A 14,916-nucleotide genomic window follows, 5' to 3' on the forward strand; every position below is an offset into this window, starting at 1 on the left:
AGGGGGTGGCCCGCACGGCCGAAAGAGGGGCCTCACGTGCCGCGGCGCGCGTGCCGGAGCGCGGATCGCCCAGGGATGCGGTCAGTACGCGCCGTGGCGTGCGCGCCGGGGAGCCTCGGCGTGCGAGGGGGCGTGTGTCCGGGGCCCGCGCCCCGCGCACCACACCACGGCCGAGCTCCGGCTCGACCGGGCCGTCTCCACGAGAGCGCCCACCGGCCGGACCGCCGCCTTCATCACGACGAGGGCGACCAGACCACCGAGGAGCAGGCCGACGGTCACATCGTGCGGGTAGTGCACGCCGACGAAGACCCGGGAGAACGCCATGAGCAGAGCCATCGGCACCGTCAGCCAGACGATCCCCCGCCACGACAGGGCGAGCGCGATCGCGGCGGCTCCCGCGATCGCCGAGTGGTTGCTGGGGAAGGACCAGTCGCCGTGCGGCGGGCAGGTGATGAGCGAGGCGGGTGCCCCGACGACCGCGCGGCACGGACGTTCCTCGTCGATCAGCGACTTCAGCGCCTCGCTCACCACGTAACCGAAGGCGGTGGCGAGCGGAGCGAGCAGCGCGAGCGCCATCGCCCGGCTCGATCCCTCGCGGGAGCGCCACCAGCCGGCCAGGAACAGGGCGCCGAACAAGAGCAGTCCGGCCTCGGTCCAGACCTCGGCGAGCCACTGGAACCAGTGGGGGGTGGAGTGGGCGAAATCGGCGACATCGAGGTACAGCCGGTCGGAGAGGTCGAGGAGGGTGTTCATGGTGGACGACGCTAACCGGAATCCGGAGTCCGCCGCCCCGGGCCAACGGCCACAACGACCCCTGACGAAAGTGGGGGTTCTGCGATTCGGTCCGGTTCCCACCGGTTTCAGACGGGGTTGCGGGGGTGCAGGGGCGAGACCCCGGGAAAAGTTCCCGGAACGGACGGATGTGATCATCGGCAAAACTTGATGCCTCGGGCGGCGGGTGGGGCGGGAGTTGGGCCGGATCTCTCGTAAGGTTCGGGTCGTGGGATCTTTGCGCAATCCGGTCGGGCCGCTTCCCTCCACCATCTACTGGCGACGGAGGGCGGTGGCGGCGTGCCTGGTGGCGCTTCTCGCACTCCTCGCCGTCTGGGCCGTCACCTCCGGTGACGGAGGCGGGAAGAAGGCGAACGACGGGGTCAACGGCTCCTCTCCCACCCCTCCATCGATCACCCCCGGGCCCTCCGGCAGCGGACCGGCGATCAGTCAACAGCCCGGCGGCCGCGACGAGTCGGACGACTCCGGTGACACCACGGGCGGCGACAGCGGTTCGGGCGGCTCCGGTACGGACCCGGGATCGGGCGCCGACGCCGGCACGACCGCCGGTACGGACGCGGGCGCGACCGCCGGAAACGGCAGCGGCGGCAAGAACGGCGACACGGACGGCGCGGGCGGCGACGGAGGAGCGGGCACCGGTGCGGGACAGCAGGTTCCGGTCGACTCCCCGCTCCCGAACTGCCCCGCCGGAGCGCTGCAGTTGACGCTCCGCAGCGCCAAGGTCAGCTACGAGGCGGGCGAGAAGCCGCGCTTCCACCTCGTCGCCAAGAACACCTCGGACGCCGCCTGCAAGGCCGACTTCGGGCCCCGCAGCGCGGTTCTGACGATCAGCGACAAGCAGGACGACGAGGTCTGGTCCTCCGCCGACTGCCCGCGTCCCGGAAACCCGATCCTGCTGCGCGTCCCCGCGGGCGCCACCGTCACCCACACCGTGGAGTGGGACCGCGGGCAGAGCGCCCCGCAGTGCGCCACCGCCCCGAAGGGCCCGGCCGGCCCCGGCACCTACCTCGTGGAGGCGACGATGCCGGGCACCAAGGTGCTCCCGGCCTCGTTCACCCTCGCCAAGGACTGAGCGGACCAACCTCGCACCCGGCCTCCGGCCTCAACCCGATTCCAGGACTCCGACCCGGCCCAGCTCTCGTTGCCGGATCAGACGTACCGTTCCAGGATCGAGGACTCCGCCAGCCGGGACAGACCCTCGCGCACGCTGCGGGCGCGGGCCTCGCCGACGCCGTCCACGGTCTGGAGGTCGTCCACGCTGGCCGCGAGCAGCTTCTGCAGCCCGCCGAAGTGCTCCACGAGCCGCTCGATGATCGCGCCCGGCAGTCTCGGCACCTTGGCGAGGAGCCGGTAGCCGCGCGGCGAGACCGCCGAGTCGAGGGTCTCGGGCGAACCGCTGTAGCCCAGCGCACGCGCCACGACCGGAAGTTCGAGCAGCTCGGTGTGGGTCAGCGCGTCCAGCTCGGTGAGCGCCTCCGCCACCGTCCGCGAGCGCTTGGCCGTCGGCTCCGGCACGTAGTCCCGGATCACCAGCTCGCGCTCCGGCTCCACGCCCGCGATCAGCTCGTCGAGCTGGAGCGAGAGGAGCCGCCCGTCCGTACCGAGCTCGACCACGTACTCGGCGATCTCGGTGGCGATCCGGCGGACCATCTCCAGACGCTGGGCGACGGCGGTGACGTCCCGGACCGTGACCAGGTCCTCGATCTCCAGGGCGGAGAGCGTGCCGGCCACCTCGTCGAGCCGGAGCTTGTACCGCTCCAGGGTCGCGAGCGCCTGGTTGGCGCGGGACAGGATCGTGCCCGACTCCTCCAGGACCCGTCGCTCGCCGTCCACGTACAGCGCGATCAGACGCATCGACTGGGAGACGGAGACGACCGGGAAGTTGCACTGCTTGGAGACCCGGTCCGCCGTGCGGTGCCGGGTGCCGGTCTCCTCGGTGGGGATGGAGGCGTCCGGGACCAGCTGCACGCCCGCGCGGTGGATCTTGGTGATGTCCTTGTCGAGGACGAGCGCGCCGTCGAGCTTGCACAGCTCACGCAGGCGCGTGGCGGCGAACTCGACGTCCAGCACGAAACCGCCGGTGCACATCGAGTCGACCGTCTTGTCCAGGCCCAGCACGATGAGACCGCCCGTGTTGCCGCGGAGGATCCGCTCCAGGCCGTCACGCAGCGCGGTGCCCGGCGCGACGGCGCTCAGGGCGGCGCGCATCAGCGCTTCGTTGCCGGAGCCCGCGCCGGACTTTCCAGGAGCTGATGCCCCGTCCTTGGCTGCCACTGCACTCCTCCGGCTCGTACGGATGGGCGAGACCAGGGCAAAGTCTAGCGACACCACCCCGTCGCCCCCCGCCCCCGATCGATCACGGTGGTCCGAAAGGGGTCCCCGCCCCGACACGGACCTAACCCTCCGCGTCTTTGCGAAGGGTACGGAGCGAACCGTCCGCACGGTGTGAACATTCCGCACCGACCGCCCCGACACCCACCGGCCAGGTCCTGCCCACAGCGCCCCGAGCCCCTTGCCGGCCCTCTCCGAGGCGGGCCGAGCCGCACCCGCACGCGTCCCCGCGCCGGGCCGGTCGACCACCGTCCAGGTCCTGCCCGCAGTGGTCCGAGTCACCCCGCCGGTCCTGCCCCCAGCGACCCGAGCCTCGCCGGTCCCTTCCGGCAGCGGGCCGAGCGCCACCCGCGCGCGTCCCCGCGCCGGGCCGGTCGGCCGCCCCTTCCGCTACGGCTCCGCTACTTCTCCGCCCCCTCGGGCGCCTTCGCGCGGCGGCTGCGCGGCAGCACCCGCAGGGCGTCGCCCATGTCCGCCACCTCGGTCACCTTCATGCCCGCCGGCACCTTGCCCGGGTCCGTGGGGACCAGCGCGTGTGTGAAGCCCAGTCGGTGGGCCTCGGCCAGCCGTCGCTGGACGCCGGTCACCCGCCGGACCTCGCCCGCGAGGCCGACCTCGCCGATCGCGACGAGGTTCTTCGGCAGCGGGGTGTCGCTCGCCGCGGAGGCGAGGGCGAGGGCGATCGCCAGGTCGGCGGCGGGCTCGGTGAGCCGCACGCCGCCCACGGTCGCGCTGTAGATGTCCCGCTTGCCCAGCGCGCTGATCCGGCCCCGCTGCTCCAGGACCGCCAGCATCATCGAGACACGGGAGGTCTCCAGACCGGAGACGGTCCGGCGGGGGGAGGGGATCTGGGAGTCCACCGTCAGCGACTGGACCTCGGCGACGAGCGGGCGGCGGCCCTCCAGGGTGACCGTCAGACAGGTGCCCGGCACGGCCACGTCACGCCGGGTCAGGAAGAGCCCGGACGGGTCGGCCAGACCCGTGATGCCCTCGTCGTGCAGCTCGAAGCAGCCGACCTCGTCCGTCGCCCCGTACCGGTTCTTCACGCCCCGGACCAGACGCAGGCGCGCGTGCCGGTCGCCCTCGAAGCTCAGGACGACGTCGACCAGGTGCTCCAGGAGCCGGGGGCCCGCGATGGCCCCGTCCTTGGTGACATGGCCGACGAGGAGCGTGGACATGCCGCGCTCCTTGGAGGCCCGGATGAGCGCGCCCGCGACCTCGCGGACCTGGGCCATGCCGCCGGGCGCGCCGTCGATCTCGGGGGAGGCGACGGTCTGCACCGAGTCCATGATCAGCAGCGAGGGCTTCACGGCGTCGAGGTGCCCGAGGACGGCCGACAGGTCGGTCTCGGCCGCCAGGTAGAGATGGTCGCTGAGCGCGTTGATCCGGTCGGCGCGCAGTCGGACCTGGCTCGCGGACTCCTCGCCGGTGACGTAGAGCGTGCGGTGCTCGTCGCTGGCCGCCTTGGCCGCCACGTCGAGCAGGAGCGTGGACTTGCCGACGCCCGGTTCGCCCGCGAGCAGCACGACGGCGCCCGGCACCAGACCCCCGCCGAGGACCCGGTCCAGCTCGTCGACGCCGGTGGAGCGGGCGGTCGCCTGCCGGCCGTCGACCTGGCCGATGGGGACGGCGGCGGTGGAGACCCGGCCCGCCGCGGTCGTGCGGACGGCGGGCGCGCCGTACTCCTCGACCGTCCCCCAGGCCTGGCACTCGGGGCAGCGGCCGAGCCACTTGGCCGTCTGCCAGCCGCACTCGGTGCAGCGGTAGGACGGCCGGTCCTTGGTCGATTTCGTACGGGCAGCCATGTCGCCCACCGTAGCGGCCACCACTGACAGCGGGCGCCGGGTCGCCCGCCGCCCCCGGAATGCCGAGTTCCTGTCCCCTTTCGAGCGATACCTTCACCCGTAAGAATGAGAAGTACGCAACCGGTACGAAAAGTGACCCCCACGCTGCCTACGGTCGACCGGTGACGAGCAGCAGGCTGGAATCCCCCGCACGCACCACCGGCGCACACCGGGCGCACCGCGCCGCGGACGCCCCGGACCAGGGACCGCGCGCGCTCGGCCGGAGGCCCCCCGCCCGTTACGAGGCCGCCCTCGACGGGCTCTTCACGTACTGCCTCTCCGTGCTCTGCGATCACGACACGGCCACCGCCGTCCTCGGCGACGTCCTCGCCGTCGCCGAGCGCCACCACGGCCGCTGTCCCTCCGACGAGGACGGCCGGACGGCCTGGCTGTACGCCCTCGCCCGCTGGGCCTGTCTGCGCAGCCTCGGCGAGCAGCGCGGACGGCGCCAGGGCGCCCACACGGGGCGGCCCGCCGTCACCGCGCCCGAGCCGCCCCGGGTCCCCGAGGAGACCGCCGAGCGGCGCCGTGCCGAACTCGCCCGGCTCGCCTGGCCCGAGGCCGCCGGCACCACACCCGAACAGCGCGAGGCCCTGGAGCTGGCCGTACGGCACGGCCTCAGTCACCGTCAGGTCGCCGCCGTGCTCTCCCTCGACCCGCTCGCCGCCCGCGAGCTCCTCGCCACCGCGGGCTGCGAGGTCGAGCGCACCCGCGCGGCCCTCGCCGTCGTCGAGACCGGCAGCTGCCCCACCGTCGCCCGGTTCACCGGCGACCATCAGGTGCTCTTCTCGGCCGCCCTGCGCGCCGAACTCGTCCGGCACGTCGACGACTGCCCCCGATGTCGGAAGGCCGCCGAGCGCGTCGGCGCCGCCGGCCCCTGGCCCGGCGCCGGATCCCTGCCGCAGGCCATCCTGCCGCTCGTCGAGGCGCCCCGGGCCGCCGCGTACATGGCGATGCTGCACGTCCCCCGCGCGCGTGCCGGTGCCCCGCGCTTCTCGCCGACCGGCTTCCCCATGGACCCCAAGGACCATGTGGCCCGCCGCGACCGGTTGCGGGCCCGCGCGGTGACGACCACCGTCGTCGCGGCCGTGGTCGCCGCGCCCGTCCTCGCCCTGTGGACCTCCTACCGGGGCACCCCGGTCGCCGACACGAGCGCCCGCGACGGGTCCCGGATCAGCGCGCGCGAGGCCGACGAACCGGACGGCCCCGACGGACGCCCGTACGACCGGTACGAGAACGCGGGCAACGCGCGTACCACCCCCGAGCCCCGCTTCACCCGGGGCAGCCGCGCTCCCGACGTCTCCGTCGAGGTACTCAGCCCCGGTGGCCCCACCGGCCCCACGGACCCCACCGCGCCGGGCGAGTCCGCCGCCGGCTGGATCACGGTGGCCGCGCGCGGCCACGGCGACCTGACCCTGCTCACGCTCACCGCCTCCGGCGGGTCCCCGGTCGACTGGTCGCTGTGGACGGACGCGCCCTGGCTGTACGTGACCCGCGCCTCCGGCACGCTCCGCCCCGGAGAGACGGTCACCGTCACGGTCCGCGTCGACCACGGCCGCGAGCCGCAGGGTGCCTGGAGCGCCCGGATCGGGGTGAACCCCTCGGGCGCGGTGGTCAGGATCGACGGACGCGGAGAAACGTCCCCGCCGCCCGTCGTCGACCCGATCACGCCGCCCCCGACGACGACCGAGCCCACGACGCCGCCGACGAGTCCGCCGACCACGGAGCCGACGACCCCTCCGCCGACCACGGAGGAACCGCCCCCGACCACGACGGAACCGACCACGCCGCCGACGAGTCCGCCGACCACGGAGCCGACGACCCCTCCGCCGACGACGGAGGAACCGCCCCCGACGACGACGGACCCGGGCCCGACGGAGCCGACCACGCCTCCGCCGGCCACGGAGGAACCGCCGCCGTCGTCTTCCTGAGCCGAGCCGAAAAAGGGGGGGGCTAGCGCTTCGGGTCGGCCGGGTGCGGGGCCACCAGCGGCAGCTGCGAGGAGAGCCGCGCCTCGCACAGCCCGGCCAGGACCTCGTACCCCTCCTTGCCCATCATCTCGGTGAGCTCGGGCCGGTACGTGACGTAGACCGGCTCCCCGGCCCCGTGCGCCGACGTGGCCGACGTGCACCACCAGTGCAGGTCGTGGCCGCCCGGACCCCAGCCCCGGCGGTCGTACTCACCGATCGACACCTGGAGGACCTTGGTGTCGTCGGGCCGCTCGATCCAGTCGTACGTGCGCCGCACCGGCAGCTGCCAGCAGACGTCCGGCTTGGTCTCCAGCGGCTCCTTGCCCTCCTTGAGGGCCAGGATGTGCAGCGAGCAGCCCGCGCCGCCCGCGAACCCGGGACGGTTCTGGAAGATGCAGGAGCCTTCCCAGCGGCGGGTCTGCCGGTCGCCGTCCTCGTCGAGCTGCGTCCAGCCCGAGTCCGTACCGACGTCGTGGAACTGCCACAGCTCCGGGGTGAGGCGCGCCACGTGCGACGCGACCCGCTTCTCGTCGTCCTCGTCGGAGAAGTGCGCGCCCAGCGTGCAGCAACCGTCGTCGGCCCGGCCCGCCTGGATGCCCTGGCAGCCACTGCCGAAGACGCACGTCCAGCGGGAGGTGAGCCAGGTCAGGTCGCAGCGGAAGACCTGCTCCTCGTCGGCCGGGTCGGGAAACTCGACCCACGCGCGCGCGAAGTCGAGGCCCTTCTCGTCCGGCTCCACGTTCTTGGCCCGCTTCTTCCCGTTCTTCACCGCGCTGTCTTTGACGTTGTCCTTGGCGCTCACTTTGCCCGGCTTCGCCTTCTTCGTCTTTGGCACAAGTCCAAGCGTATGCGGATGGGCGCAGTAGCGTTCCGTCCATGAGACTCGGAGTCCTCGACGTCGGTTCGAACACGGTGCACTTCCTGGTGGTGGACGCCCACCCCGGCGCCCGGCCGCTGCCCGCCCATTCCCACAAGGCGGAGCTCAGGCTCGCCGAACTCCTCGACGAGCGGGGCGCCATCGCGCCGCACGGCGTCGAGCGGCTCATCGCGACCGTCCGGGACGCGCTGCTCGCCGCCGAGGACAAGGGCTGCGAGGAGGTGCTGCCGTTCGCGACCTCCGCGGTCCGCGAGGCCAGCAACGCGGACGCCGTCCTCGCGCGCGTGAAGGACGAGACCGGGGTCGACCTCCAGGTCCTCACCGGCGAGGAGGAGGCCCGGCTCACCTTCCTCGCCGCCCGCCGCTGGTTCGGCTGGTCCGCGGGCAAGCTCCTCCTCCTCGACATCGGGGGCGGCTCCCTCGAAGTCGCGTACGGCATCGACGAGGACCCCGACACGGCGGTCTCCCTGCCGCTCGGCGCGGGTCGGCTGACCGCCGGCTGGCTGCCGGGCGACCCGGCCGACGGCGCCGACGTGAAGGCGCTCCGCCGCCATGTGCGCGCGCAGATCGCCCGGACGGTCGGCGAGTTCAGCCGCTTCGGCCGCCCCGACCATGTCGTGGCCACCTCCAAGACCTTCAAGCAGCTGGCGAGGATCGCCGGCGCGCCCGGCTCGGGGGAGGGCCTCTACGTCGAGCGGATCCTGACCCGCAAGTCCCTGGAGGAGTGGGTCCCGCGCCTCACCGGGATGACCACGTCCGAGCGGGCCGCCCTGCCGGGGGTGTCGGAGGGTCGCGCCGGACAGCTCCTCGCGGGCGCGCTGGTCGCGGAGGGCGCGATGGACCTGCTCGGGGTGGAGGAGCTGGAGATCTGCCCCTGGGCCCTGCGCGAGGGCGTCATCCTGCGGCGCCTGGACCACCTGCCGGAGGCGTAGGAGCCGTCCGCCCGCGGGGACGCCGTCCGCCCGCGGGGACGCCGGGCGCGCGCGTGGAGCGGCCCGGCGGGCCGCGCGTCCCTGCACCCGTGGAATGCGTCCCCGCCGCCCTGTGAAACGCGCCTCCGCCCCACGTGAAAAGCGTCCCCGCCCCACGTAGAACGCGCCCCCGCTCCGCGCGAAGCAGACCATGCCGGGCAGGGGTGGAACGCGGGCGCCCCGCCCCCGTTCCACGGGCAGCGGACCGTGCCGGGCAGGGCGGCACGCGCGCGTACCCGCCCCCGCGTGACCCGAACCACCCGTGACCTGAACCACGCCACGACCCCCCGGCCAGCCCCGTACCCTGTCCCCGTGGCAGAACCAGTGGTGCGCATCCCGGATGCGAAGGTCGCCCTGTCGACGGCCTCGGTCTATCCGGAGTCGACGGCGACGGCCTTCGAGATCGCCGCGCGCCTCGGTTACGACGGTGTCGAGGTCATGGTGTGGACCGACCCGGTCAGCCAGGACGTCGAGGCACTGCGCCGGCTCTCCGACTACCACCAGGTCCCGATCCTGGCCGTGCACGCCCCCTGCCTCCTCATCACCCAGCGCGTCTGGTCCACCGACCCGTGGGTCAAGCTCCAGCGCGCCCGGTCGGCGGCCGAGCGGCTCGGCGCGTCGACGGTCGTCGTGCACCCGCCGTTCCGCTGGCAGCGCCAGTACGCCAAGGACTTCGTCACCGGCATCTGGCGGATGGCGGACGAGACCGACGTGCGGTTCGCCGTCGAGAACATGTACCCGTGGCGGTACAAGGACCGCGAGATGCTCGCGTACGCCCCGGAGTGGGACGTCACCAAGGACGACTACCGGCACTTCACCGTCGACCTCTCGCACACGGCGACCGCCCGCACCGACGCCCTCGCGATGATCGACCGCATGGGCGACCGGCTCGGCCATGTCCACCTCGCCGACGGCAAGGGCTCCGCCAAGGACGAGCACCTGGTCCCGGGGCGCGGCACGCAGCCCTGCGCCGAGCTCCTGGAGCGCCTCGCGCTCACCGGCTTCGACGGCCATGTCGTCATCGAGGTCAACACCCGCCGCGCGATGTCAGCCGCCGAACGCGAGGCCGATCTCGCGGAGGCCCTGGCGTTCACCCGGCTCCACCTCGCCTCCGCGGCCTCCCGTCCGTCCAGGGTGCCGCGACCGTGACCGAACCGGCCCCCCGCAGGCGCGGCCGCCCGTCCCGTACCGAGGAGGAGAGCGGACCGGGCGCGCGCGAGCGCATCCTGGAGGCGGCCCGCGCCCAGTTCGCGGAGCGGGGCTACGACAAGACCTCGGTACGCGGCATCGCCAAGGCGGCCGGCGTCGACGCGGCCCTGGTCCACCACTACTTCGGTACGAAGGACGAGGTCTTCGCGGCGGCGATCGAGGTCTCCTTCGAACCCGCGGCGGTCGTCCCGGCGATCGTCGGCGGCCCGCGCGAGACCATCGGGGAACGGCTCGCCCGTTTCTTCATCGGCGTCTGGGAGAACCCGGTCAGCCGCGCCCCGCTCCTCGCCATCGTCCGTTCCGCGCTGACCCACGAGGCGGCGGCCAAGGTGCTCCGGACCTTCGTGCTGCGGCGGCTCCTGGAGCGGATCGCGGACGAACTCGACGTACCGGACCCGAAGTTCCGGGCGGAGCTGGCGGCCTCCCACATGATCGGGATCGCGATCCTGCGGTACGTGATCCAGGTCGAACCGATGGCCTCCGCGGACCCGGAGAAGATCGTGGAGATGGTCGCCCCGACCCTCCAGCGCTATCTGACCGAGGCCTGAGGACCGCCGGGCGGGGCTGCCCGAAAGCTGAACAGCCGGTCCGCCATGCGGACACCCTGTCCAGATCTTGGAGCACCGGCGTACGCTCGATTGCAAGCACACCCATCACGAGGAGCGAGCGACGATGCCCGAGCTGAGGTCCCGCACAGTCACCCACGGCCGCAACATGGCGGGCGCACGCGCCCTTATGCGCGCCTCCGGTGTACCCGGCGCGGACATCGGCCGGAAGCCGATCATCGCGGTCGCCAACTCCTTCACGGAGTTCGTCCCGGGCCACACCCACCTGCAGCCCGTCGGCCGGATCGTCTCCGAGGCCATCACGGCCGCCGGGGCCATCCCGCGCGAGTTCAACACGATCGCCGTCGACGACGGCATCGCCATGGGCCACGGCGGCATGCTCTACTCGCTGCCCTCCCGCGACCTGATCGCGGACAGCGTCGAGTACATGGTCGAGGCGCACTGCGCCGACGCCCTGATCTGCATCTCCAACTGCGACAAGATCACCCCGGGCATGCTGATGGCCGCCCTGCGCCTCAACATCCCGACGGTCTTCGTCTCCGGCGGCCCGATGGAGTCCGGCCGCGCGACCCTCGTCGACGGCACGGTCCGCACCCTCGACCTGGTCGACGCGATCTCCGACGCCGTGAACCCGAAGATCTCGGACGAGGACATCGCCCGCATCGAGGAGAACGCCTGCCCGACCTGTGGCTCCTGTTCCGGCATGTTCACCGCCAACTCGATGAACTGCCTGACCGAGGCCATCGGCCTCTCCCTCCCGGGCAACGGCTCGCTGCTCGCCACCCACACCGGCCGCAAGGCGCTGTACGAGAACGCCGCCCGCACGGTCGTCGAGATCACCCGGCGCTACTACGACGAGGACGACGCCTCCGTCCTGCCGCGCTCGATCGCGACCCGCGCCGCCTTCGAGAACGCCATGGCCCTCGACATCGCCATGGGCGGCTCGACCAACACGATCCTGCACCTGCTCGCCGCCGCCCAGGAGGCCGAGCTCGACTACGGCCTGCCGGACATGGACGAGGTCTCGCGCCGCGTGCCCTGCCTGGCCAAGGTCGCCCCGAACGTCGCCAAGGACCGTACGTACTACATGGAGGACGTGCACCGGGCGGGCGGCATCCCGGCCATCCTCGGCGAGCTCTACCGCGCCGGCCTCCTCAACGAGGACGTCCACTCCGTCCACTCCCGCTCCATCAAGGAGTGGCTGGACGCCTGGGACGTGCGCGGCGGCTCCCCGACCGACGAGTCCGTCGAGATGTGGCACGCGGCCCCCGGCTGCGTCCGCTCGGCGACCGCCTTCTCGCAGTCCGAGCGCTGGGAGACGCTCGACGTGGACGCCGCAGGCGGCTGCATCCGCGACGCGGCCCACGCGTACTCGAAGGACGGCGGCCTCGCCGTTCTGCACGGCAACCTCGCCGCCGACGGCTGCGTCGTGAAGACCGCCGGCGTCGACGAGTCGATCTGGACCTTCGAGGGCCCGGCCGTGGTCTGCGAGTCGCAGGACGAGGCCGTCGAGAAGATCCTGAACAAGCAGGTCACGGACGGCGACGTGGTCGTCATCCGCTACGAGGGCCCGCGCGGCGGCCCCGGCATGCAGGAGATGCTCTACCCGACCTCCTTTCTCAAGGGCCGGGGCCTGGGCAAGACCTGCGCGCTGGTCACCGACGGACGCTTCTCCGGCGGTACGTCCGGCCTGTCCATCGGCCACGCGTCGCCGGAGGCGGCCTCGGGCGGCACGATCGCCCTCGTCGAGGACGGCGACCGGATCCGCATCGACATCCCGAACCGCTCGATCGAGCTCCTCGTCGACGAGGAGACCCTCGCCGCCCGCCGCGAGGCGCTGAACGGCGTGTACGAGCCGAAGAACCGGCAGCGCAAGGTGTCGGCGGCCCTGCGCGCGTACGCGGCGATGGCGACGAGCGCGGACAAGGGCGCGGTCCGCGACGTGTCGAAGCTGGGCTGAGCCCCGCGGTACGACCCGAGACGGCTGGGAGCGGGCGGTGACGCCCGCTCCCAGCCGTTCTCGTCAGGTGTCGTTCACCAGGACGCGGGGTCGCGCGCGTCCACCGCGAAGACCGATCCGTCGGGGGCCGTCCCGAAGACCCGGTCCCCGGCGACCAGCGGCGCGGGCACCAGGGGCGCGTACTCGAGGCGGCCGTTGAGCAGCCGCGGCCGGGTCTGGCCGATCAGGGCCCCGCGGACGGTGTCCACGGCGAGCAGCCGTCCGTCCTGGACGGAGAAGTAGAGCCGGTCGCCGGGGCCGACGACCGGCGCTGACACGTTCCCCGCGCCCGTCTCCAGCTCCCACAGCACCCGCCCCTTGGGCGCCGCGGTGTCGAAGGCGGTGAGGTGCCCGTTCGCGTCGAGGATGTGGACGACCTCGCCACGCACGGCGACGCCCCGGATCTCGATCCGGTGGGGCAGGGACAGCCGGCGCTCGGAGCCGCTGTCGGGGTCCAGCAGCACCAGCGAGTCGATCAGCGAGGCCTGGTAGCGGGAGGCGAACAGCAGCGCGCCGTCGCCGGTGCGGCCCAGCGGGTCGAGGTCGCCCTTCAGGTTCCGCTGCCAGACCTCCTCGCCGGTCCGGGGACGGATCTCGCCCACGCGCGTGTGCGTCCCGTCCACCGAGGTCTCGGACACGGCGACGAGACCGGACGGGGCGTCGTACGGCCCCGGGCGCGGCACCCCGAAACCGGGCAGGCCGTGCCGCCAGAGTTCCTTCCCACTGCGGCTGTCGACCGCCCGGAGCCCGCCCTGCCCGTCGGACAGGACGACGGCGGAGCCGGCCGGCACGTACAGCTCGGGGAGCTTCGCCCCGGCGGTCCAGCCGGGAGCGCCGTCGCCGGCCGCGTACGACCGGACCGGGTCCGCCGGAGCGGCGGCCCCGACCAGGCCGTCGGCGAGGAGGAAGGGCGCCACCGGGGACTCGGCCTTGACGGGCGCGGTACGCGACCAGAGGACCGCCCCGGTGACGGGGTCGAGCCGGGCGAGCCCCACGCCCCGGGCCGCGCAGTACAGCCCGCCCCCGCCGTGCGTGCACGCGGGCGCCGCGGTCGGGCCGTGCTTCTGGAGCGTGGTGTGCCAGCCGGCGAAGGCGGTGGCCACCTCGTCCGGGCGGGTCGGTGGGTCGACCTCGCCGAGCGCCGGGGGGCTCATGGCCGCGTACAGACCGGCCCCCGCGAGGGCGAGCGCGGCGGCGACGGCGAGCGTCGGACGCGGCCTGAGGCGCACCCGGCGGAGGCGCGGAGCCGGGCGGGGCGGGGCCGGCGGGGTGGCCCGTACCGGCGTGTCCGCGTCCCACGCGGGCGCGGGGCCGGGCTCGCCGTACGCGCGTTCCTCGCCGTGGGGCAGGGCGGGCCGTCGCCGCTGCGCCGGTATGAACGCCTCCGCCGCGTACGAGGGCGGCAGCAGCGCCGACATGATCTGGGCCGGGGTGGGCCGCTCCGCGGGTTCCTTGGCGAGGCAGCGCGCGACGAGCGGCGCCAGCTCCGCCGGCACACCCGTCAGATCGGGCTCGTCGTGGACGACCTGGTACGCCACGATGTACGGGCTGTCGGAGTCGAACGGGCCGTGCCCGGTCGCCGCGTGCACCAGCACCGAGCCGAGCGCGAAGACGTCCGCGGCGGGCCCGACCTCGCGCGGCCGCTGGAACTGCTCGGGTGCCATGAACGGCGGCGAGCCGATGAGCTTGCCGGTCTCGGTGTGCAGATCGCTGTCGACGGGCCGGGAGATGCCGAAGTCGATGACCTTGGGGCCGGTGTCGGTCAGCAGGACGTTGCTGGGCTTGAGGTCGCGGTGGACGACCCCGGCGCGGTGGATGTCGCGCAGCGCCTCGGCGAGTCCGGCGGTGAGCCGGCGGAGCTCGGCCGGGGCCAGCGGACCGTTCCGCCTCACCTGGTCGGCGAGTGTGGGCCCGGGGACGTAGAGGGTGGCCATCCAGGGGCGTACGGCATCGGGGTCGGCGTCGACGACCGGCGCGGTGAAGGCCCCGCTGACCCGACGGGCGGCCGCGACCTCCTGGCGGAAACGTGCCCTGAACTCGGGGTCTTCCGCGTACCGTGCGTGCACGACCTTGACCGCGAGCCGCAGCCCGGAGGCGGAGGCGGCGAGGTGCACGACGCCCATGCCGCCGGCGCCCAGACATGCCTGGAGACGGTAGTCGCCCGCGTACTCGGGTCCCTCTGCTTCCCGGTCGGCACCGGTACCTCGCAACGGCGGCATCGCCCACCCCCGTGTGGTTGCCCGTCGACCTCGCGCGCACCTGCGCGACCCGACGGAGCCTAGTCCATGGCCCCCACGATGTCGGTGGGGCTTGCTAGCCTGCGCGTCGCGGAGAGTGAAACTCGGCGGAGCGCTTTT

The 14,916-nt window shown here is 73.5% G+C and carries 11 protein-coding genes; 6 read left to right on the forward strand and 5 right to left on the reverse strand.

Annotated features, from left to right (window positions below):
* Window positions 1-81 precede the first annotated feature (81 nt).
* Window positions 82-753, reverse strand: a complete 672-nt coding sequence (locus OG259_RS23505) for a phosphatase PAP2 family protein (protein ID WP_328944056.1) — start codon at window positions 751-753, stop codon at window positions 82-84.
* Between the two features lie 247 nt (window positions 754-1,000).
* Here OG259_RS23505 and OG259_RS23510 point away from each other — a divergent pair, with 247 nt between their 5' ends.
* Window positions 1,001-1,864, forward strand: a complete 864-nt coding sequence (locus OG259_RS23510; protein WP_328944057.1) for a hypothetical protein — start codon at window positions 1,001-1,003, stop codon at window positions 1,862-1,864.
* Between the two features lie 77 nt (window positions 1,865-1,941).
* Here the strand turns inward: OG259_RS23510 and disA are convergent, their stop codons facing one another.
* Window positions 1,942-3,066 carry a DNA integrity scanning diadenylate cyclase DisA gene (gene disA / locus OG259_RS23515; protein WP_266893207.1) on the reverse strand — a complete coding sequence of 375 codons (1,125 nt, stop codon included), beginning with the start codon at window positions 3,064-3,066 and terminating at the stop codon, window positions 1,942-1,944.
* A 458-nt stretch (window positions 3,067-3,524) separates the two neighbouring features.
* Window positions 3,525-4,928, reverse strand: a complete 1,404-nt coding sequence (gene radA / locus OG259_RS23520) for a DNA repair protein RadA (RefSeq protein WP_266893205.1) — start codon at window positions 4,926-4,928, stop codon at window positions 3,525-3,527.
* 161 nt (window positions 4,929-5,089) lie between these two features.
* On the opposite strand from radA, the gene OG259_RS23525 reads away from it, so the two are divergent.
* Window positions 5,090-6,898, forward strand: a complete 1,809-nt coding sequence (locus OG259_RS23525) for a BACON domain-containing protein (protein WP_328944058.1) — start codon at window positions 5,090-5,092, stop codon at window positions 6,896-6,898.
* 22 nt (window positions 6,899-6,920) lie between these two features.
* Here the strand turns inward: OG259_RS23525 and OG259_RS23530 are convergent, their stop codons facing one another.
* Window positions 6,921-7,676, reverse strand: coding sequence for a hypothetical protein (locus OG259_RS23530; RefSeq protein ID WP_328947158.1), 756 nt, complete (start codon window positions 7,674-7,676; stop codon window positions 6,921-6,923).
* A gap of 137 nt (window positions 7,677-7,813) precedes the next feature.
* On the opposite strand from OG259_RS23530, the gene OG259_RS23535 reads away from it, so the two are divergent.
* The 4 genes from OG259_RS23535 (at window position 7,814) to ilvD (ending at window position 12,520) form a co-directional block, all read left to right on the forward strand.
* Window positions 7,814-8,746, forward strand: coding sequence for a Ppx/GppA phosphatase family protein (locus OG259_RS23535; RefSeq protein ID WP_328944059.1), 933 nt, complete (start codon window positions 7,814-7,816; stop codon window positions 8,744-8,746).
* Between the two features lie 351 nt (window positions 8,747-9,097).
* The gene (locus OG259_RS23540; protein ID WP_328944060.1) at window positions 9,098-9,934 is read left to right on the forward strand and encodes a sugar phosphate isomerase/epimerase family protein; all 837 of its coding nucleotides are present in this window, start codon (window positions 9,098-9,100) and stop codon (window positions 9,932-9,934) included.
* A complete protein-coding gene (locus tag OG259_RS23545; RefSeq protein ID WP_328944061.1) occupies window positions 9,931-10,542 on the forward strand; it encodes a TetR/AcrR family transcriptional regulator in 612 nt (203 codons plus the stop codon). Before OG259_RS23540 ends, OG259_RS23545 begins: the two co-directional genes overlap by 4 nt.
* A gap of 124 nt (window positions 10,543-10,666) precedes the next feature.
* Window positions 10,667-12,520, forward strand: a complete 1,854-nt coding sequence (gene ilvD / locus OG259_RS23550) for a dihydroxy-acid dehydratase (RefSeq protein ID WP_328944062.1) — start codon at window positions 10,667-10,669, stop codon at window positions 12,518-12,520.
* Between the two features lie 74 nt (window positions 12,521-12,594).
* On the opposite strand, the gene OG259_RS23555 is transcribed toward ilvD, so the two are convergent.
* Window positions 12,595-14,778, reverse strand: coding sequence for a serine/threonine-protein kinase (locus OG259_RS23555; RefSeq protein ID WP_328944063.1), 2,184 nt, complete (start codon window positions 14,776-14,778; stop codon window positions 12,595-12,597).
* Between the last annotated feature and the right edge of the window lie 138 nt (window positions 14,779-14,916).

This window comes from Streptomyces sp. NBC_00250 (assembly GCF_036192275.1).
In the GTDB taxonomy this organism is placed as follows: domain Bacteria; phylum Actinomycetota; class Actinomycetes; order Streptomycetales; family Streptomycetaceae; genus Streptomyces.

Bases quoted from the DNA above. Each gene is read 5' to 3' on its own strand.
- OG259_RS23505 (WP_328944056.1), bottom strand. From the start codon at position 753: ATGAACACCCTCCTCGACCTCTCCGACCGGCTGTACCTCGATGTCGCC.
- radA (WP_266893205.1), bottom strand. From the start codon at position 4,928: ATGGCTGCCCGTACGAAATCGACCAAGGACCGGCCGTCCTACCGCTGC.
- OG259_RS23535 (WP_328944059.1), top strand. From the start codon at position 7,814: ATGAGACTCGGAGTCCTCGACGTCGGTTCGAACACGGTGCACTTCCTG.
- ilvD (WP_328944062.1), top strand. From the start codon at position 10,667: ATGCCCGAGCTGAGGTCCCGCACAGTCACCCACGGCCGCAACATGGCG.
- OG259_RS23555 (WP_328944063.1), bottom strand. From the start codon at position 14,778: ATGCCGCCGTTGCGAGGTACCGGTGCCGACCGGGAAGCAGAGGGACCC.